14 protein-coding genes and 12 tRNA genes are annotated in these 20,263 nt (G+C 32.3%); 7 read left to right on the forward strand and 19 right to left on the reverse strand.

What is annotated here, in order from left to right:
* The first annotated feature begins 101 nt into the window (after positions 1-101).
* Positions 102-1,202, forward strand: coding sequence for a site-specific integrase (locus tag EAI80_RS00780; RefSeq protein ID WP_129980570.1), 1,101 nt, complete (start codon positions 102-104; stop codon positions 1,200-1,202).
* Between the two features lie 73 nt (positions 1,203-1,275).
* Here the strand turns inward: EAI80_RS00780 and EAI80_RS00785 are convergent.
* The 6 genes from EAI80_RS00785 to EAI80_RS00810 all read right to left on the reverse strand — a co-directional run bounded on the left by EAI80_RS00785 (position 1,276) and on the right by EAI80_RS00810 (position 2,133).
* Positions 1,276-1,358, reverse strand: a tRNA-Leu gene (locus EAI80_RS00785).
* Positions 1,359-1,365: 7 nt separating this feature from the next.
* Positions 1,366-1,441, reverse strand: a tRNA-Lys gene (locus EAI80_RS00790).
* Between the two features lie 5 nt (positions 1,442-1,446).
* Positions 1,447-1,522, reverse strand: a tRNA-Thr gene (locus tag EAI80_RS00795).
* A gap of 7 nt (positions 1,523-1,529) precedes the next feature.
* Positions 1,530-1,605, reverse strand: a tRNA-Val gene (locus tag EAI80_RS00800).
* Positions 1,606-1,610: 5 nt separating this feature from the next.
* A tRNA-Glu gene (locus tag EAI80_RS00805) sits at positions 1,611-1,686 on the reverse strand.
* A gap of 48 nt (positions 1,687-1,734) precedes the next feature.
* Entirely contained in the window at positions 1,735-2,133 is a 399-nt protein-coding gene (locus EAI80_RS00810) for a hypothetical protein (RefSeq protein WP_129980571.1), read from the reverse strand.
* A 106-nt stretch (positions 2,134-2,239) separates the two neighbouring features.
* Here EAI80_RS00810 and EAI80_RS00815 point away from each other — a divergent pair, with 106 nt between their 5' ends.
* Positions 2,240-3,130 carry an aldo/keto reductase gene (locus EAI80_RS00815; protein ID WP_129980572.1) on the forward strand — a complete coding sequence of 297 codons (891 nt, stop codon included), beginning with the start codon at positions 2,240-2,242 and terminating at the stop codon, positions 3,128-3,130.
* Between the two features lie 28 nt (positions 3,131-3,158).
* Here EAI80_RS00815 and EAI80_RS00820 read toward each other — a convergent pair whose 3' ends face one another.
* On the reverse strand, positions 3,159-5,264 hold the full coding sequence (locus EAI80_RS00820; RefSeq protein WP_238634326.1) for an ATP-binding cassette domain-containing protein: 2,106 nt from the start codon (positions 5,262-5,264) through the stop codon (positions 3,159-3,161).
* Between the two features lies 1 nt (position 5,265).
* Positions 5,266-7,065 carry an ATP-binding cassette domain-containing protein gene (locus tag EAI80_RS00825; protein ID WP_129980574.1) on the reverse strand — a complete coding sequence of 600 codons (1,800 nt, stop codon included), beginning with the start codon at positions 7,063-7,065 and terminating at the stop codon, positions 5,266-5,268.
* A 1,047-nt stretch (positions 7,066-8,112) separates the two neighbouring features.
* On the opposite strand from EAI80_RS00825, the gene EAI80_RS00830 reads away from it, so the two are divergent.
* The gene (locus tag EAI80_RS00830; protein ID WP_129980575.1) at positions 8,113-8,463 is read left to right on the forward strand and encodes a DUF2599 domain-containing protein; all 351 of its coding nucleotides are present in this window, start codon (positions 8,113-8,115) and stop codon (positions 8,461-8,463) included.
* 1,109 nt (positions 8,464-9,572) lie between these two features.
* Here EAI80_RS00830 and EAI80_RS00835 read toward each other — a convergent pair.
* Together EAI80_RS00835 and EAI80_RS00840 are read right to left on the reverse strand one after the other, a co-directional pair.
* Positions 9,573-11,234, reverse strand: coding sequence for an ABC transporter ATP-binding protein (locus tag EAI80_RS00835; protein ID WP_129980576.1), 1,662 nt, complete (start codon positions 11,232-11,234; stop codon positions 9,573-9,575).
* Positions 11,227-13,188, reverse strand: a complete 1,962-nt coding sequence (locus tag EAI80_RS00840) for an ATP-binding cassette domain-containing protein (protein WP_129980577.1) — start codon at positions 13,186-13,188, stop codon at positions 11,227-11,229. The genes EAI80_RS00835 and EAI80_RS00840 overlap by 8 nt, the downstream gene beginning before the upstream one ends.
* A gap of 173 nt (positions 13,189-13,361) precedes the next feature.
* Here EAI80_RS00840 and EAI80_RS00845 point away from each other — a divergent pair, with 173 nt between their 5' ends.
* Positions 13,362-14,312, forward strand: coding sequence for a kelch repeat-containing protein (locus EAI80_RS00845; RefSeq protein ID WP_129980578.1), 951 nt, complete (start codon positions 13,362-13,364; stop codon positions 14,310-14,312).
* Between the two features lie 76 nt (positions 14,313-14,388).
* On the opposite strand, the gene EAI80_RS00850 is transcribed toward EAI80_RS00845, so the two are convergent.
* From EAI80_RS00850 to EAI80_RS00880, 7 genes are all read right to left on the reverse strand, one after another.
* Positions 14,389-14,462, reverse strand: a tRNA-Gly gene (locus tag EAI80_RS00850).
* 35 nt (positions 14,463-14,497) lie between these two features.
* Positions 14,498-14,573, reverse strand: a tRNA-Glu gene (locus tag EAI80_RS00855).
* 2 nt (positions 14,574-14,575) lie between these two features.
* Positions 14,576-14,650 (reverse strand) — tRNA-Asn (locus tag EAI80_RS00860).
* A gap of 16 nt (positions 14,651-14,666) precedes the next feature.
* Positions 14,667-14,740 (reverse strand) — tRNA-Gly (locus tag EAI80_RS00865).
* Between the two features lie 6 nt (positions 14,741-14,746).
* Positions 14,747-14,831, reverse strand: a tRNA-Tyr gene (locus EAI80_RS00870).
* A 2-nt stretch (positions 14,832-14,833) separates the two neighbouring features.
* Positions 14,834-14,909 (reverse strand) — tRNA-Thr (locus tag EAI80_RS00875).
* A 25-nt stretch (positions 14,910-14,934) separates the two neighbouring features.
* Positions 14,935-15,010 (reverse strand) — tRNA-Val (locus EAI80_RS00880).
* A 217-nt stretch (positions 15,011-15,227) separates the two neighbouring features.
* Between EAI80_RS00880 and EAI80_RS00885 the strand changes: the two genes are divergently transcribed.
* A complete protein-coding gene (locus EAI80_RS00885) occupies positions 15,228-15,812 on the forward strand; it encodes an MBL fold metallo-hydrolase (RefSeq protein WP_129980579.1) in 585 nt (194 codons plus the stop codon).
* Between the two features lie 37 nt (positions 15,813-15,849).
* Here EAI80_RS00885 and EAI80_RS00890 read toward each other — a convergent pair whose 3' ends face one another.
* Both EAI80_RS00890 and EAI80_RS00895 read right to left on the reverse strand, forming a co-directional pair.
* Positions 15,850-16,974, reverse strand: coding sequence for a HAMP domain-containing sensor histidine kinase (locus EAI80_RS00890; protein WP_022424737.1), 1,125 nt, complete (start codon positions 16,972-16,974; stop codon positions 15,850-15,852).
* On the reverse strand, positions 16,971-17,666 hold the full coding sequence (locus tag EAI80_RS00895) for a response regulator transcription factor (protein WP_022424738.1): 696 nt from the start codon (positions 17,664-17,666) through the stop codon (positions 16,971-16,973). Before EAI80_RS00895 ends, EAI80_RS00890 begins: the two co-directional genes overlap by 4 nt.
* A gap of 155 nt (positions 17,667-17,821) precedes the next feature.
* Between EAI80_RS00895 and EAI80_RS00900 the strand changes: the two genes are divergently transcribed.
* Positions 17,822-19,423 carry a CTP synthase gene (locus EAI80_RS00900; protein ID WP_006504831.1) on the forward strand — a complete coding sequence of 534 codons (1,602 nt, stop codon included), beginning with the start codon at positions 17,822-17,824 and terminating at the stop codon, positions 19,421-19,423.
* Positions 19,424-19,480: 57 nt separating this feature from the next.
* The gene (ispF, locus tag EAI80_RS00905) at positions 19,481-19,960 is read left to right on the forward strand and encodes a 2-C-methyl-D-erythritol 2,4-cyclodiphosphate synthase (protein ID WP_129980580.1); all 480 of its coding nucleotides are present in this window, start codon (positions 19,481-19,483) and stop codon (positions 19,958-19,960) included.
* Positions 19,961-20,263: the final 303 nt, after the last annotated feature.

The raw sequence follows: 20,263 nt of genomic DNA on the forward strand, positions 1-20,263 counted from the left end.
ATCACTATAAAAGAAACTATCACATAAAGTCCTTTTGCGTACTTTATTTTAACGCATAAAGCACGTTCAAGGCAAATATAAATGAAGGAGCGTGATTTATTATGGCTGTAAGAAAAGACGAGAAAACTAAAAAATGGTATTTCTATGGGAAATATAAAGATCCAATAACAAATAAGTATAAAGATTATAAAAGACGTGGGTTCAGAACAAAGCAAGAAGCCAAATTTGCAGAGTCTGAATTTCTAAAAAACTTTCTTGCCGAACAAAAAGGAAGCATCCTCATGTCCAGATTAATTGATGAGTATTTTTCACAGAAGAAAAAAGAAATGAAAAAGTCATCGTACAATTCTCTAGTAAATAAAACCAACAAGCATATTAGACCTTATTTTAATAATATGATAATTAATGATATCAAGCCAATACATATCAGAAAATGGAAAGATGAAATGAATGCAAAGAATCTTTCATTAAGATACAAAAGAGATATTTTCATCATGTTATCAACTATCTTTAATTTTTCTGAAAAGTACTACGGAACAGAAAACAATTGTCTAAAGCTTGAAGGAAATTTCAAAGACCCAACAGAGCCAAAAAAAGAAATGCTATTTTGGACTCTTGAAGAATTCGAGCAGTTCGATAATGTTATTGATGATCTAGAATATAAAACACTATTCAATTTCTTATATTGGACTGGATGTAGGCGTGGAGAAGCCTTAGCGTTAAACTGGAATGATTTTACATCTGGCTTCAAGACTGTAAAGATAAGAAAAACAATAAATCAAAAAATTAAAGGTCAACCCTACGAAATAACAACACCAAAAACACCAGGTTCAAACAGAAACATACCTCTCCCAGAGCAACTAATTAGCTTAATACAGAGACTTTATGAATACAGCAAAGAAATAGAAGGATTCAACGATAATTGCTTTGTATTCGGTCTAGAGAAGCCTCTTAGTGATACAACAATTGAAAGAAAGAAAAATGAATATTGTAAGATAGCAAATGTGAAGCAAATAAGAATACATGATTTTAGGCATAGCCATGCAAGTTATCTTATTAATAACATGCCAAATGATCAAAACCTCATTCTGGCCATATCGAAAAGACTTGGACATTCAAGTCCAACTATAACTTTACAAGTTTATGCACATATGATGCCAAATGATGATGATAAACTATTAAACATCATGAACAACAAATAAATTTTAGTCCATTTTTAGTCCATTATAAATATATAAACAAAAAAACCTCGATTATATCGAGGTAATTTTTTAATGGTGCGGGTGACAGGACTTGAACCTGCACGCCGAAGCACTAGATCCTAAGTCTAGCGTGTCTGCCAATTTCACCACACCCGCATCAAGATGGTGACTCGCAGGGGATTTGAACCCCTGACCCTCTGATTAAAAGTCAGATGCTCTGCCATCTGAGCTAGCGAGTCACTAATGGTGCCGACTAGAGGACTTGAACCCCCAACCTACTGATTACAAGTCAGTTGCTCTACCAGTTGAGCTAAGTCGGCAAAAAAATGGTGGAGGTTAACGGGCTCGAACCGCTGACCCTCTGCTTGTAAGGCAGATGCTCTCCCAACTGAGCTAAACCTCCATATATGGTGACCGGTACGGGATTCGAACCCGTGAATGCATGCGTGAAAGGCATGTGAGTTAACCGTTTCTCCAACCGGCCAGCGGAATTGAGTATATCATAGGAGAAACGAATACGTCAATAGTTATTTTAACATTTTGATAAAGAAAATGCTGAAATTTTTTTGTCTTTAAAAGTAAACTTAATTTGTATATTCTTCTCTTTATATTTATAGGTTATTGTACCTTTTCCGTTATTGTAATGGTTAGAAGTAGGAGAAGAATAAGTATGCTTTACTGTAGAATAATCAGTTCCAACAGTAATACTATTCTTAAGTTTATACTTCTTAGTAAAGAGAGTGATTGTTTGGATTTTTCCATCCTTTTCTGAATATTGAATATTAGAATCAAATAAAGCATCTGACATCTTTGATGCACTCACACCAGGATAGACCTCTTTATTCTTATAAATGATTGTATAGTCCTTTATATCAGTTTGAGCACTACATGCACATAATAAGAGACATAGTAATAATAGTATCTTCTTCATATGTATACCTCCTTGTCTTTATATTAGAACTTTAATAAGAAATTGCAAGAGAAGTTTGACAGGGAGTAACTACCGTCTAGTACAGTAAATGTAGGAGGTATTCGTTATGGAATATGTAAAATTAAATAATGGCATAGAAATGCCACTCATCAGTTTTGGAGTCTATCAGATTCCTAAAGAAGATACTAAGAGATGTGTCTTAGATGCAATTAAGTCAGGATATAGAGGCATTGATACAGCACAGAGCTATTTCAATGAAAGTGAAGTAGGAGATGCGATTGTGGAATGTGGTGTACCTAGAGAAGAACTCTTTATTACTACTAAAGTGTGGATTGATCATTATGGTTATGAAGAGTGTAAGGCTTCAGTAGAAGAATCATTAAGAAAACTAAAAACAGATTATTTGGACTTATGTTTGCTTCATCAGCCTTTTAGTGATTATTATGGTGCTTATCGTGCTTTAGAAGAGTTATATGCGGAAGGTAAAATTAAAGCAATTGGTGTTTCTAATTTCTATCCTGATCGTTTGACAGATATTTGTATGTTTGATAGAAAGGTTATTCCTGCAGTGAACCAGGTAGAAGTCAATCCTTTTAATGCACAATGGTGTGCTCAGGAAAACATGGAAAAACATGGTGTAAAAATGGAAGCATGGGCCCCATTTGGTGAAGGAAGAAATAATCTATTTACTAATGAAACATTAGTTTCTATTGGTAAGAAATATAATAAGAGTTCTGCCCAGGTTATGTTGAGATGGCTTGTTCAAAGAGGTGTTATTGTTGCTTGCAAGTCTACTCATATTGAAAGAATGCAGGAAAATATCAATGTCTTTGATTTTGAATTAACAGAAGAAGACATGAATTCTATTAAAACATTAGATACTAGTAATAGCTTATTCTTCTCTCATAATGATCCTAATATGGTTGAATGGTTCGACAAGATTGTGAAAGAAAGAAGAGTAAATGAAGATTGTAGAAAAGAAAATAAGAAGTGGTAGCTAAAAAGACTTCAATTGAAGTCTTTTTTTAACGGATGTTATGTTTTGATATCATCTTTTGAATGGATACAGGTATAAAGAATTCTATCACAAATGAAGAAGTATAGAATAATGCGATATGTATTTTTGTGATAGGCATGATTAATGGAATAATCATCATCTTTATTGTGAAAATCATAATCACTTCTAGAATAATCCATACAAATGTACCTAATATTAATGCGTTTTTCAAGTATGTGCGATAGAAACTGTGATCTATTCTCTTAGTTGTTAAACCCATGTTATAGAGATAGTCTCTTGTCTGTTTCTCTTCTCTTAAAATGAGATACTTAAGGTAAAAATAGAAACCATACAATAATATAAAGACAACTGCAATGAATTCTATCAATACTTTCTGATTGTTGTTGATAAGAGAATTGATTGCATCATTATCTACAAATGCACCCTCTACCCTAAAACCTAATCTTTCTAATTCATTCTTTACCTGATTGATATTCTTAAGATTATCTACTCTTAATGTATAAGCATCTGGACGCCATGGAGTTTTCATGATGATATCAGTCACATCATTTGTAGTGTATTTTGAAGGAAGAACATTTTCGAATGTTACACAACCTTTTTCACTATGAGGATCCTCTATACTATAAACGACAACACTTTCTTTGGCTTTAAAAGTTTCCATATGAGGTGCTATACAGTCTCTAGGAATGTAAACATATGGATTTCCTGTACCGACACTATTTGTACTTATAGCTGATCCTGGTTTTAAAATTCCTCTCACAGGTAGATTCATATAGACAAGTTTAACACAAGGTGTGTTGATATCGACCCACTCATCACCATCAGATGATGTTCCCATTTGAGAAATACCAGAAGCATTATAGACAGGTATTGGAACCCATAATCCTATTTTTAACTTCTTGATATTAATATCTTCTAGTCTAAGGTTATTTTCTTCTAAGAAAGCTTCCATTTTTTCGCTGCTTAAATAGACACCTTTATTATCAGCATGTTTAATAGTGATGTTTGTATAATCATCCCTGCTATCATAAGTTTGAAGCATAAAGATAGATGAACTACCATTCATATGACCATCAGATAGTGATATCTGATCATAGTTATTTTCTGTTGCACCATTCATATCATCCGTCCATTCTGAGAAGGTGCTATAGTGAACATCATATCTCCATGTAAGGCGTTCTATGTGACTGACACTTTTAATCTTATTATAATCCTGTTGACTCAGAGGTGTTTTTCCAGAATAGTATGTATAATAATCATTCTTATATTTTTCTTTGTAGACAACAAGGTCTCTAGAAGCAACAGAATTAATTTTGTCTTCATAAGAAGCACTATATGTTCCATAAATATTATAACTATAAGCACATATAATCATTGTGAAAGCAATAAGTATATTCATTACTGTTCTGAAAGTACGATGCGAAAAACGAATATCCATGTTTTTATCTTTTAGGATAGGTGCTTTTACTAGATTCTTCTCTTTGGATAGATCTCTATCTATGATTAATGCACCCTCCACTTTATAAAGCGTATCAGCTGCTTGAATCATTCTACTATCATGTGATGCACTAATTACATAATGTCCTTTATCTGCATATTCCTTGAGAATATGAATCATTGTCTGTGCATAACCTGCATCAAGCGCAGCAGTAGGTTCATCTAAGATGAGTATTTCAGGCTGTCTTATTAAGGCTAAATAAACAGCAGCACGTGTTTTTTCTCCTCCAGATAAGCTTTTAGGATACTTATTTTCAAGAGGTTTTATACCTAATTGTTCTTCATAATCAGGAATTCTTTTACATCCTAATTTTTCTAGCTGTTTAATATGACTGCCAATAGTCATTCCTTCTATAAATAAAGGGATCTGATGAACATTTGCGAGATGATTATAAATAAACTTTTGTTTATTTTCTTCATCAAGAGTATCTATTCTTTCACCTTCATAAAGATAAATACAGTCATAAGCAAATTGGAAGGCTTTAAGAAATGTGGATTTTCCTGATCCGCTTCTTCCTTTGATAACAGTTAAATGTCCACATTCAGCGCAGAATGAAGCATCTTTAAATAGAGTCTTTTTTCCAAAAGACACATTAAGTTGTTTAATTTCAAGCATATTAAACCACCTCATTTCTTAGTTCTGTAACAATATCAATCTTTTTGATAAATCTAGATTGCGTTATCACTCTTTCTAAAAGAAGTGCAATTATAAATACAAAAGTAGATATAAGAGGTGCTACAAGTGAGAATATGCCTGTTAAAAGCAACATGATAATAGATATAATTGTACTAATTACTAAAACAGCACAAAGCCCAATAATGCTTTCGGTAAGAGATATATGAATCAAATCTTTTTCTCTTAAACCAGAAATTCTTAACAAAACAAGTTCGCTCTTTCTTTGCATTAATAAATGTGATTCAAGAACAATATCAATAATTATAGCTACAAGAATAATAATACCTGCAAATGTAAACATCAACATTTGATAATAGTTGTTTAAGCTATTCATCGATTCTCTATCTGTAAATGAATCATTGATTGTATAACCACTGCTTTCATAGTCTTTAAGAGCTGTTTCTAATTTATCGTATGTATCATAGCAGATTACGTATCCTATATATTGTTTATCTTTACTGTTCTTTTCATAAATGGATTTCATTAATGAATAAGGCATGTAGATATATCTTTGACTTTTTACTACATAATGGACTTTTTTAGAATTTTTAAATACACCATTCATATCAAAACTATGTTCAGTTTGATGCATTCCTTCTCTATCTTTAATTGTTATATCAAGGTTTATTTTATTGTTCTTGGATTTCTGATTGAGAATATAGAAGGTAGATTCATCCATATAGATACCATTTTGTTTATCCTGTATAGGTCTATCTATATACTTGGATAAATCATCTTCTTTGAAATAAGGCACAATATAAACTTCTTCACCATTTATATCCGTACACATCTTATATAAAGGATATGCATTCTTGTTTTTTAATGTGATGAGTTTGCTGTAGTCTTGATCTACATATGAATGCTTATCTTTTGTGATAATAGCTTTGTTTTCTAATTGTCCTACTAGCATCTGCATTGCCTGCTTTTTAGAGTTATGAATAATTCCAGTCATAACCTGACATGAAACAAGACTTAAAACAAAAACCATCAATAAAAGAACATACATGAATCTATAATGTTTCATATATGTTTTAACATATTCAATACAGAAATTTTGATTAATAGAAGGGGCTGTCCCTTCACCGCTTTGATCTTCTGAAAATAAAAAATCAGAAGATGAAAGCATACCATCTTCAATCATATAAGTAACATCAGCATATTCTATTGCACATTCAGAATGTGATGCCATAACAATAGTCATATCATGACTCAGTTCTTTTAGGATTTCATATATTTGTATTTCATTATCATGATCTAGAGAAGCAGTCGGTTCATCAAGAATAAGAACCTGTGGATGACTAATAAGGGCACACGCAATAGAAAGTCTTTGTCTTTCACCAAGAGAAAGTGTCATAACGTTTTGTGAAGGAGAAACATCTAAATGCATCCTATCAAGGCATTTATTTATATCATCATCCGTTAATACTTTATTATAAATACGCGCAAAATATTGAAGTGTACCTGTTATATCAAGATGAGGAAGAAGACTGCTTTCTTGTAAAACATAACTTATACGGCTTCTTCTATATTCATCTCTTTCCTCTCCTTCTATGAGTTTTCCATCATAGAAATACTTATAACTGCTTTTATTATCCATGAGGGCAATACAATAAAGAAGTGCAGTTTTTCCTGAACCACTTTTACCTCTTAGAAGAGTAATAGAATGAGCGGGAATACTGAAAGATGCTTGATCTAGAATAACTCTATCATAGGCGATGGTTACATCTTTGAGTTCAATCATATTATTATTCCTTTCTAAATATAACTCCCAGTAGAACTGGGAGTCGTTAAAATTATTTTATATTACATGTAGACCATTTGTCAGTTGCACCATTTACAGACCAATGATAAATCATGCTGCCGGAATGGGAAACGTAATTATAATCAGTGCTTGAAAAATTTACTTTTTGTTCACAATGGTAAAAACTAGGACTTCTTTTATAAGTTTTTGGACTTCCTGATTTAGTAGCGTATCCACCTTTTCCAGAATAGCCGATACTGGTTGGTGATCCTACTTTCCATCGTGTTGTTTCGTGAGTATAGTAAGTCGCTGTTACACTAGCAGAGGTTCCTGCACATGTTCCACGTAATGTCTTAGACATTGATGCAGCATAAACGGATTGGATGCTAATAAAACATGCAATACCACTTGCTAATAGTAGCTAATAGTATAAATTTCTTATTCATAACTGTTCACCTTTAGTATTATTATATATATTACAAAAGCATATAGATTATTGAATGTAAACCCTTACATCACAAAATTAATAATGATTTAAAGCAAAAAGTAAAATTACACTTTAAATTATTATTTAGAGAAATTAGATAGACAGTGAATTTACTCAAACTATAAAATGTCAGGAGTGCAAAACTCCTATCATTGCTTTTGGCTTGTAAATTTTTTTGGAGGTGTAGTTCCATATATTTTTTGATTTGTATTATAGATGAAGAGATGCTAGTTTATCTACCTTTTGTGCTTATTTTTATCAGAAAGAAAAAAAAGTATGTATATTCTATCAATATAATTATTGACGTAAATTAATGGCTCATGATAAACTTTTTTTAAAGAAATCGCTTTCATTAATCAACACAAGGAGGAGATAGGAATAAAATAATATCATTTTTAATTTGCCTTACGTTAGCACTAACTTGTTTAATTGCTAATCCTGTTTATGGAGAAGATGATGGTTTTAGTTTAACTGGAGACGAATACTTAGAAATTTATAATGCTGCATTTGCCAAACAAACTAACAGTTATAAAACTGTCTACAGAGACCAAAATATTACTATGGATATGCTAAAAGCTTCCATAAAAACGTACACTTATAATGAATATTTCAAAAGCGTAAAATGGATAACAAGAAAAGGTGAAGTTTCTTTAAGCATTACTCCTACAAATAAATTATATGGTCGTACCTATAATAATGCAAATGTACTAGCAGTTCATGCAGCTACAGCCTGGAGTTTGTTATACAAAAAACATAAGTCAAGTAGCAAATGGAAAAACACAGCTAGTATGGAGGCACAATTTAATTGCCATGTTATATTTGCAGGGCCTAATAAAACACCTTGGAATATCGAGCCACATAGAACTGAAACAAATTGGGCAATTGTTGTTAAAAATTTTTGCAATCCTTAAAGAAAAAATTGATATATTTGGTGATTATCTGCGTCATATCATCGCTGTATATCAATTTAAAGCCATCTTATAAAATCAAAGTTGAAACAATCCGCGACATCTCCCTATTTGATTCTGATAAGGAATACTTTGTCTATTTCGGTAGGCCTTCTTGTCCGAATTGTATAAAATTTCAACGTTACATTAACAATAATGATTATCGATTGCCCAAAAAAATTTATTACTTTAATACTGACTACTGGAGAAAAAGTGGTGCCACAAATAAAATATGCAAGGAATTTAATGTTAAAGAAGTTCCTTCACTGATTAAAATTAAAAGTGGGAAAACTGTAGAGAAAAGAGATTTATCAAAATTTATAGAAAAATAATATATCTGCTGATAGGCGATTTCTTTTATTAAACTTAAGGAAAGGAAACAAACATTCCTGTATTTAAAAGGTATGTTTCTATTATATAATCATGTCTACAACTATTTTTTACTTTTTAATTGTATTAATTTTACAGTTATTCTTATTCCTATTTATCAAGCGTAATCATAATAATAGCGTACTACTTGTTTTGATTTCTTTAGGTATTTCTATATCTGCTGCGTTATCTTTCTGGAATACAGCTATTCTTATCGATGAATTAGGGATAAGTTCAAGTATTTTCAATTCATTATTCTTTGATACATCTATCATATTATCTTTAATTAATATGTATACTGTACTTAAAGAGAAATTGTATTAGTACTGATATTAATTTTCATTTCTGAGACTTTTATTGATTGAATTGTACGTATGTATGCACACTTATCTTTATATTATTTTTATATTTAATTGGTTTAATTTTAAAAGAATTGATATTGATTATATTAAAATAACTATTTTTTCTCTTATGGTTGTTCTGGCATTGGTTTTGTTTAAGAAAAAAATAAATGTCGGAGTATCGAATGATATTGGAATTTATTTAGACTAATTAAATATGCTTGGAGGGTTACTCAAGTTATAAAAACGCCATGTGTGTGAACACCTGGCGTTTTTTTTGAACTATTAACTTATGGAATAACTCTTTGCATATTTTGCTTTTTTCTTAAAAGCAGAGATGATTGATTATTCCAATTTAGTTGATCACTTATTATAATTGGGTTGATCAAGCCTTCCAATCTTATGAATGCATAGTGTAGTAATAAATTCTTCTAGTAGAATGCTGAAGAACCATAATAAGCATGCGTAGAGAATAATAGGTATATGCATCATGAAAGTCATAAATATACTTATGATTAGTAGTATGATTAAATAGAATACGTAGTAGTAAACATAATCGTATCGTGCAAGAGATTTTAACTCTTTAATACTTAATCCATTCTCATATAGGAAGAAGTATTCATCCTTGTTGGAATCAATCGTCTTTTGACGATGATAGATAAGAATAATCAACATGATAATAAATATTGCACATATTAACATCAGTAAACTATTCATCATTCTAGAATTAATCTGAGTGAGGTAATCAAGATTCACATTAGAATATACTGTTAAGTGAGGATCAATATCATTGATTTGTGAAAGAATACTAGATATATATTGTGCATCATCCACTCTCACAAGTAACATCTTTACATCATCAATCTCAAAGTATTTCCTATATATAGCTTCAGGAAGATAGAGTACATCATCTCCTTGAGAAGAAATAGTATTCTTTTTGCTTATGTAGGATGAAACATGAAAAGTATGATGGTTGATGGTGATGTCTTTACCTAAATTCTTGATTGTACGAGATGCTTTGATTGTATCACCAGTATAGGATTGTACAATTAAAGTATCAGTCACTGTTTCATAGAATGGAGTGACATGAATATGTTCTATTCCATTGAGGTCTCTTCTTATATCCATTCTAATGGGCTCAGTAATAGAATCATAAGCATTCTTACTATTATTTCCATAATAGAGGCGTACATCTAATAGTTTCTCTTGTATCGCATTAATCTCATGTGAATAGTATGTACGATATCCTAATATACCTATAGTCATAGAAAGAATCAAACCAAAAAGTATATATAGGATTTTAGAAGAACGTATAAGATGTTTCTTGTAATAAGATAAATAGTTTTGTGGTTTTCTATTAATAGAAGTGGTTTCTAGTTTTTCTATTGAACTCTTTTTGAGAGGTACTATTTTATGATTCTGAATCTCATAGAGATCATCTGCATAATCAAGAATACGTTTATCATGAGTTGCGATAAGAACGCATACAGGATGTGTATGAATATAATCACTCAGTAGTTCTATTAATAACTTGCAGTTAATAGAATCTAGAGAAGCAGTTGGTTCATCTAAAAGAAGGAGAGAAGGGTCTTTCATCAACGCAAAGGCGATAGCTGCACGTTGTCTTTCTCCTCCTGATACATGATCAGGTGTCTGATTGAGTAGATGTTCTATCTTCATAGAACATAGAATATCATTCATTCTAGTTTCATTATATTCCTGTCCGGAGAGTAGGAATGCGAATTCCATATTCTCTTTAATGGTCATGTTATTGAATAATGTACTTTCTTGATGTACATAACCAATCTTTTCTTTCCTTGTAGTAAGAGGGTCATCAATAGAATGACCCTCCATTAAATAATCACAGGCTAAAGGGGCTACAAGTCCTAATTGATTCAATAAGGTTGTTTTACCTGTACCACTTTTTCCTTTGATCATAGTAATGCTGTTGTTAGATAAGGTGATGCTGGCATCATCAAAGATTACTCTATCAAATGTGATAGAAAGATGTTTAATATCAATCATGATCCGTACTCGTTACCATTATTTTATTTGTAATATAGAAGACTAATGTAGTCACAACAGCACTTATTAAACCTATGATTATCTTGATTGAATTGTTTACTAACGCAAACTCACTTGATGAGAATAGTCTTAAACAGAAGGAAAGAAGAACAGCTATAAATAGGAATGTAGACATAAACTGTATATCAACCATATGGATGGATTGAATCTGTTTCTCATTTAAATCAAGTTCTCTATATCTTATATATTCTCTTGATTTATTATAGAGGATTAAGAAAACAACATAGGCAATAAGACCCACAACAGTATAGATGAGAATCATCGTCTGAGTATTCTTAGAATCCTTTTGACGCATCTTTGCTGTTTGTTTGTAATCATCACTCTCTATATAAGTAACGATGTTTGGAGATATCTTATTGAGTCCATTTCTTACCTGATCTACATAACTTGCATTTTCACACTCGACTGCATAAGTTGCAGGAACATAATCAACAATATGTTCGTTTAGATCTTCATATAAACTAATTGAAACATTAGTTGTACGATATTTATTTATAATAGAGTTCGCAAAGTCATTGTTTAAGTAGACTTTAAATTCGTTGTTACCTGTGAAGTCATCCTGATCTTCATTTGATTTGATGACACCATAGATTTTAATAGATACTCTTTTCTTCTGATAAACAGGATGTCGTGTAATTACATCATAATATTTTTTCTGTAATCCATTTTGATCACCATATCGCATAGTGCCATTATATTCAGTAGAACATACAGGTACACCTATATCCATTTTCATGGTTACAGGAAAATCTGAATCAGTTAATTCTAACGTTTTCATAAGACCTTCGCTTATATAATTTTTGTTTTTATTACCAAACTGACCCTTTATATAACTTGATACAAAAACGTTGTCATCAGTAGAATATTCTCTTCTCTTGACTGACATATATGCAATTAAATTATCATCCTCATCATTTCTTGTATCATAATTACGAGTAGGGAACTGATAATAGCTTGTTATGCTTTTAACTCCTTTGATAGATTGAATAGATTGGATTTCTTGAGTAGTCATAGAATATCCTTGATCATATTCCATAAATCTATAACCAGAAGGTAATTCATTTCTTGTAATGTATTCTTTTCCTGTATAGATAATTTTACTAGTTAAGTTATCCATCATAGATGCTGTATTCTTGTTTGTCATATATAGTTCTATACCAGAATATAAAGTCATATTGATAATAACTAAACACAACAAAGCATATAAGAGGATGCTGAACTTTTCTTTCTTGCTTTTTACATGTGCAATTCTTTTAGGGGTAAATTCTTGTGTTACTGAGAGTGATTCACCTTTGATTTCGTTATCTTTGACGCGAGTAAATTGAAGATTCTCAATTAAATACTTGATATCTAAATAATCATCAAATTCTTTGTCATGAATAGTAAGAATAATAACACGGTCATGACTATATTCTTTTAATAACTTCATGATTGAATGTTTATCTTTATAATCTACAGAAGATAAAGGTTCATCTAATATAATACAAGGACTATTAGAATAAACACTTAAGGCTATCATGATTCTTTTCTTTTCTCCTAAGGAACAAGAATCATATTTCTGTGATAAATTCGCTTTGATGTTTAAATTGTTGAATAGTTCATCTATTGTATTTTGATCATGCTCTCTATTGTATATAGATTCTATTAATTCAAATTGCTGCGCAATGGTAAGGTCTTTTTTTAATAATGCATCCTGGTTTCCATAGAATATAGAAGTGGCATCATTTACCATAGAGTCTACATGAATCTGTTTAGAAATAATTTTTAAGAAAGTGGTTTTTCCACAGCCACTTTCTCCTGCAATACCTATCATTCCAGTAGAAGGGGCTTTGAAAGATGCACCATCGAAAAGAATTTTATTTGTTTTGTATGTATAGTTTTTTATTTCAATCATAGAAGTTCACCTCTTTTTATAAAAGCATGTTAGCGCTAACATAATTATATAATCTGTAAACAAAAAAAACAACAGATTACTCAAAGGATGTTTTGTGATTGTATGTGTCATAAACAAACATATATAATATATGTGAAGAGGTATTCCAATTGAATAAAGGAAGGAGAATAGCTATGAAAAAGTCAATTCAATTGTTGGTGGTACTCTGTATTTTTGTAATAACGGGCTGTAAAACAAATAAAGAACGTTATTTATCTATTACAACGAGTGGATATGATAAGAAAGGGAATGTAGTAGTGAATATCTATGAATATTCATTATCTTCTAAGAAAGTGACTAAAAAGTATACTTCTTCTAATCCGCTTGGTGTCTACTCTAAATCTAATAATGCTGTATACTATGTTGAAGAAGATAATAGTGGTGATTATCTGTATACTTATGATCTTGATACAAAGAAATCTAAAAAGTTGTCTGGTGGTTTAACCGCAATGAATCAGATTATTCCTATAGATAATAATATCTATGTATTAGGCGTAGAAAAAGGTCAAAGATCACTCAAGCCTTATCGTTATAATATAGAAACAAAGAAGTTCAGTAAGATTAAGGCAGAAGAGGATTTAGATTTTGATCATATGGTCTATGATGTTTTCAATCATGATTTATATCTATGTGCAAGTAATCAAAAAGAAGAAGATCAGGCACTAGAGGAAGCAAATGCGGGTAAGGGAAGTAAGTATATTGCACCTAATACGCATATTTATCGTTTGAAGAATAATCAACTCAAACGTATTTATACTACAAATCGCAAGCTAGTCTATAGAATGCTTCCAATGGAAAATGGAAATCTTGCATTTACTGAAAGTGACACCATTCCAGCTTGGAATCCTCAATATCATACATATACATTAGATACAAAAACAAATAAGAAGAAAGCAGGAATTAATCTTGATGAAATTATGGATGTAATACAATATGCTTGTTTTAGTTCTTCTCATCAGATTATTCTTCTTAGCAACAAAGATAAACATCAAGGTATATATACATATGATATTGATTCAGGTAAAACTGAATTATTGTATGAATCTAAAAATGAATTGATTAATAGTTTTGAATTATTAGAATAAACAAAAATACCCACAGCTCTTAACTGTGGGTATTTAGATAATAAAAAAATAGACCTAAGTCTATCTTCTAATCGTATGGAGCGGGTGATGGGAATCGAACCCACGTAGTCAGCTTGGAAGGCTGAAGTTCTACCATTGAACTACACCCGCAAATGAAAACGATCTTTCAATCGTATGTTGAGAAATGGTGACCGGTACGGGATTCGAACCCGTGAATGCATGCGTGAAAGGCATGTGAGTTAACCGTTTCTCCAACCGGCCACTGGCGCTTGAAGAGGGATTTGAACCCCCGACCGATCGGTTAACAGCCGATTGCTCTACCGCTGAGCTATTCAAGCACTTTTTGATATAAAATGGAGCGGGTGATGGGAATCGAACCCACGTAGTCAGCTTGGAAGGCTGAAGTTCTACCATTGAACTACACCCGCATGGAATGGTGGGGAGAGACGGATTCGAACCATCGAACTCGTAGAGAACTGAGTTACAGTCAGCCGCGTTTAGCCACTTCGCTACCTCCCCACTGGTGCCGACTAGAGGAATTGAACCCCCAACCTACTGATTACAAGTCAGTTGCTCTACCAATTGAGCTAAGTCGGCGTGTGTTGCTAAATTTTAATAAAAATGGTGGAGGTTAACGGGCTCGAACCGCTGACCCTCTGCTTGTAAGGCAGATGCTCTCCCAACTGAGCTAAACCTCCAATATTCTTGGGATATACCGGTCGTTAGACCGATGCTTAAGTGTTAGTGCCATATCCCAACCAAGCACGCTCATATAATATACCAAGTGTTATGCGATTCGTCAACAGGTTTTTACATTTTTTTAACGAAATTTTATTTTTTTTATTTTTTGCCATTCTATCGCACTGTGTAATAGGAAAAGTTATAATTGAATAAGTGATAAAGGAGATGTAAAAAATGGCAGAATTATTGTATCAAGGACATGGAAGTTATCGCATTGTGTCTAATGAAGGTGTAGTGATTTATGTGGACCCTTATGCAGGTGAAGGTTATGATATGCCTGCAGATATTGTGATTGTAACGCATGAACATAGTGATCATAATCAGGTTGATCTTGTTACATTAAAAGACGATGGTGTGATTTTAAGACATGGAGATCTATTTGTGGATGGTGAATATCCTATTAAGAAGATTAAGAAAGTAATGATTGAAGGAACACCTGCAGAAAATAAGAATCATACAAGAGAAGAATGTGTAGGTTTTATTATGACTGTAGATGGTATTACATTATATGGTGCAGGAGATACAAACTATTATCCTGAAATGGAAAGCTTCAATGATTTAGATTATGCATTATTACCAGTAGATGGTATTTATAATATGAGTGCACAGGAAGCAAGTCGTTGTGCACATGTGATTGATTCTCGTTATTTCATTCCTATTCATACTTCACCTACACAATTATATGATGAAGATATTGTGAAAAGCTTCAAATCACCTCATGCTTTATATATAAAGCCAGGTGAAAGGTTGAAATTATAGCCCAAAATGAAAAGACCACTCGATGTGGTCTTTTATGTTAGTTCTGATCGAAATATCTGTTGAATTTGACGATGAATGTTGTAATTTGATCATCACTTGTAACAGAAATATCACCATGATGAAGGTCTACTATATTCTTAGTGATTGCTAGTCCTAAGCCAGTACCACCTGTTTTAGAGTTTCGTGATGAGTCTGTACGGTAAAATTTATTAAATAGAAGTGGGATATCCTCTGATGCAATAGTATCACCATGGTTGATGACTTTAACAGTTGCATATTTCTCATCACCGGATACTTCTATCTTTAAATCGGTATTATGATAGCCATACTTGAGTGCATTAGAAATAAGGTTATCAAATACACGGGCTAATAACTGACCATCTCCCTGAACATAGATATTCTCTTCAGGTAAATCTACTATTGGTGTAATATTACAGTCTTTAAATGAAGGATAGAACTCGTCTGTCATCTGCATGATTAATCCAGATAGATTAATCATACTCTTATTCAACTTGATATCTGCATTATCAAGTTTAGTGAATTCAAAGAGGTCATCCATCATTTCCTGTAGACGTATTGATTTCTCATACGCAATACCAGAATACTTATGTACATCTTCTTTAGATAAAGCTGTATCATCTTTAATCAACTCAAGATATCCTACAATAGTTGTAAGAGGTGTTCTTAAGTCATGGGCTACGTTTGTGATTAATTCATTCTTCTGTCTTTCTGCATTACGTTCTATATCTAATGCAGCTCTTTCTTTTTCTTTAAGCTTTTCGCTTTCTTTTTCTTTCGCAAGCAATGTTTTTGATAAGACATTGATGTTAGCGGCAAGAGAACCTAATTCATCATCATATTCTACTTCACACTGTACACCATAATTGCCACTTGTTACCTGCTGGATAGAACGTCTCAGCTTTCTGATATATTCAATTGTGAAATCAATCAGTTTAAAGAAGATTTCTACAAAGACAATAAAAGAAATGGCATAACATAATGCATAACGCATTTCATTAGGTACCGCAATAGGAATAATTCTATCGAATATAATTCCTAGAATAGAATAAATAAGAAATGCGACAAGATAACTTAATGTGATATTAATCAACAAACGCCATTTAAAAGAAGAAATAAACAGCTTTCTTAGTTTCTGCATCATAATTCGAACTTATAACCAATGCCCCAGACAGTAATAATATGTCTTGGTGTACGAGGCTGTCTTTCAATCTTTTCTCTTAGTTTTCTAATATGTACCATGATGGTATTGTTGGCATGTGTTGCTTCTTCATGCCATATTTTTGTATAGATATCTTCAGTAGAGAATACTGTACCAGGATGTGAGGCAAGTAATACTAAGATTTCATATTCAATCTTAGTCACAGCCACTGGACGATTATCTACAGAAACCATCTTCTTATTTGTATCAATAAGAAGGTCATTGGCCTGAATAATAGAATTATCTACACCAATAGGCTTACTATATACCTGATAACGTCTTAATTGTGACTTAACACGTGCCACTAATTCCATTGCATTAAAAGGTTTTGCGATATAATCATCAGCACCCTTTAATAATCCTTCAATCTTATCCTGATCAGCTGTCTTAGCTGATACAAAGATAACGGGGATATTGTACTTTTCTCTGATCATCTCTAATGCCTGTAAACCATCTACTCCAGGCATCATCATATCTAGAATTACAAGATCAATCTTGAACTTTTCAAGATCACGTAATAATGTATAGGCATTATAACGCTTTTCAACATGATAACCTTCTTGACTTAAATAAATTTCAATAAGATCACAAATTTCTTTTTCATCATCAATAACTAATATACGAGGTGTTTCCATATGTTTATCCTCCCAAGCCATATCATAATATAATTAATTAATAAAATAAAGAAAAGAATTGCATACGACGGGGGAATTTGCTATAGTTTTAAAGGGCACAAACGGGTCTTCCGTAGGTGCTTTTTTTGTTTAATATAGAGAAAGAGGTGAAGAGAATGGCAAAATTCATATTTGTCACAGGTGGTGTCGTATCAGGTCTAGGGAAAGGTTTAACAGCTGCATCTTTAGGTAGAATATTAAAACAAAGAGGATTAAAAGTATTCATGCAGAAACTTGATCCTTATATCAATGTGGATCCAGGAACTATGTCTCCTTATCAGCATGGTGAAGTTTATGTAACAGCTGATGGTGCAGAAACAGACTTAGACTTAGGTCATTATGAACGTTTTATTGATGAAGACTTAAACAAAAACTCTTCAGTTACAACTGGTAGAGTATATAGCGATGTAATTTCTAAAGAAAGAAGAGGGGATTACTTAGGCGCAACAGTACAGGTTGTTCCTCATATTACTAATGCGATTAAGGACAAGATTTATGCTGCAGAAGAATCTTCTCAGGCAGATATCGTTATTACAGAAATCGGTGGTACTGTAGGAGATATCGAATCATTACCATTTATTGAAGCAATTAGACAGGTAAGACTCGATAGAGGCTACAAGAATACTCTTTATATACATACAACTTTACTTCCGTATATTGGTGCCAGCCATGAAGTAAAGACTAAACCAACACAGCATAGTGTTAAGGAATTATTAGGATATGGTATCCAGCCAGATATCATTGTATGTCGTAGTGAACATACTATTTCTGACGAATTAAAGGATAAGATCTCTTTATTCTGTAATGTTCCTAAGGAAGCTATCATCTCTAACTATGATGTAGATGTTCTTTATGAATTACCAGTAGAATTATTAGATCAGCATATGGATGATGTTGTACTTGATCATTTAAGAATTGAAGCTCCTGAAGCTGATTTCACTGAATGGCGTGAATTAGTTGAAAGAGTTAAGAACTTAAAGGATACAGTTAAAATCAAGATGGTTGGTAAGTACTGTGAATTCCCAGATGCTTACTTATCAGTTAATGAAGCATTAAAACATGCTGGTTACTATGCAAATAGTGAAGTTGAAATTGACTGGGTTAACTCTGAAGAAGTAACTAAGGAAAATATCGCTTCTAAGCTTGCTGATGCTGATGGTATCTTAGTACCAGGTGGATTTGGTAACAGAGGTGTTGAAGGCATGATTGTTGCTATCCAGTATGCAAGAGAACATGATATTCCATTCTTAGGAATCTGTTTAGGTATGCAGTGTGCTTCTATTGAATATGCAAGAAATGTATGTAAACTTGATGATGTTAACTCATTAGAATTCGATAAGAACTGTATGACTCCATTAATTTCATTAATGCACGATCAGTCTTTAGAAAACATGGGTGGTACTCAGAGACTTGGTAACTACACTTGTGAATTAAAAGAAGGTACAATTGCACATAAGTTATATGGAAAGGATCTTATCCAGGAAAGACATAGACATAGATATGAATTCAACAATACATATCGTCAGATGTTAGAAGATGCAGGACTTGTTATCTCTGGACGTAATCCAAAGAGAGATTTAGTAGAAATCGTTGAGGTGCCTAATCATCCATATTTCGTTGCATGTCAGTTCCATCCAGAATTCAATTCTAGACCAAATAGAGCACATCCTCTATTCCAGGGACTTATCAATGCAGCACATAAAAAGAAATACAATTAATATATTGGCATGAGGGAAACCTCATGCCTTTTGTGTTACAATAAAAGGCATGGAGGTATGGTTATGCGTATAGGACAGTCAATAGATATTCATCAGTTGGTAGAAGGAAGAAAGCTTATTCTAGGTGGTGTAGAAATTCCTTATGAAAAAGGGTTAAAGGGACATAGTGATGCTGATGTTCTCTTGCATGCGATTATTGAATCAATCATTGGGGCATTAGGTGAAGGAGATATCGGTAAACATTTCCCTGATACAGATGATCGTTACAAAGGTATTTCTTCAATGATCTTATTAGACGAAACATATAAGTTGATGAATGAAAAAGGTTATAAGATTGGTAATGTGGATGCAATCATTATGACAGAACAGCCAAAGATGGCACCTCATATACTTACAATGAGACATAATATTGCGGAAGCACTTCATTGTGATGTGACACAGATTAATGTGAAAGCAACACGTGGTGAAAAGCTTGGCTTTGTAGGAAGAGGAGAAGGAATTGTTTCTCAGGCAGTCTGCTTACTTGAAAATGTGTAATAGTTATGTAATTTTTAAACAAGGTGATGTTTTGAACCTTTAATTTTTAAGGGGGGTCAATAAAAAACTCGCTTTAAATATTTGGGGGTTTCCACTTGTAAAGGGCAGTCAGAAATGACTGCCCTTTAGTGCGCTCATATTACTTCTATTTAAATGTTTTATTAGTTCTTTTCGTATTATAGAACTAGAAGTTAATCAAGTAATAATTCTAGTTTTTTATTTTATCTAGAAGTGATATCATATCACTGAAGAGAAGTTAATCAATATAACTTGAGACATCCATAAGGTAAGCTCGTAAACAAC

Origin of the sequence: Catenibacterium sp. co_0103, from assembly GCF_004168205.1 — a bacterium.
GTDB classification, from domain to species: Bacteria; Bacillota_I; Bacilli_A; order Erysipelotrichales; family Coprobacillaceae; genus Catenibacterium; species Catenibacterium mitsuoka_A.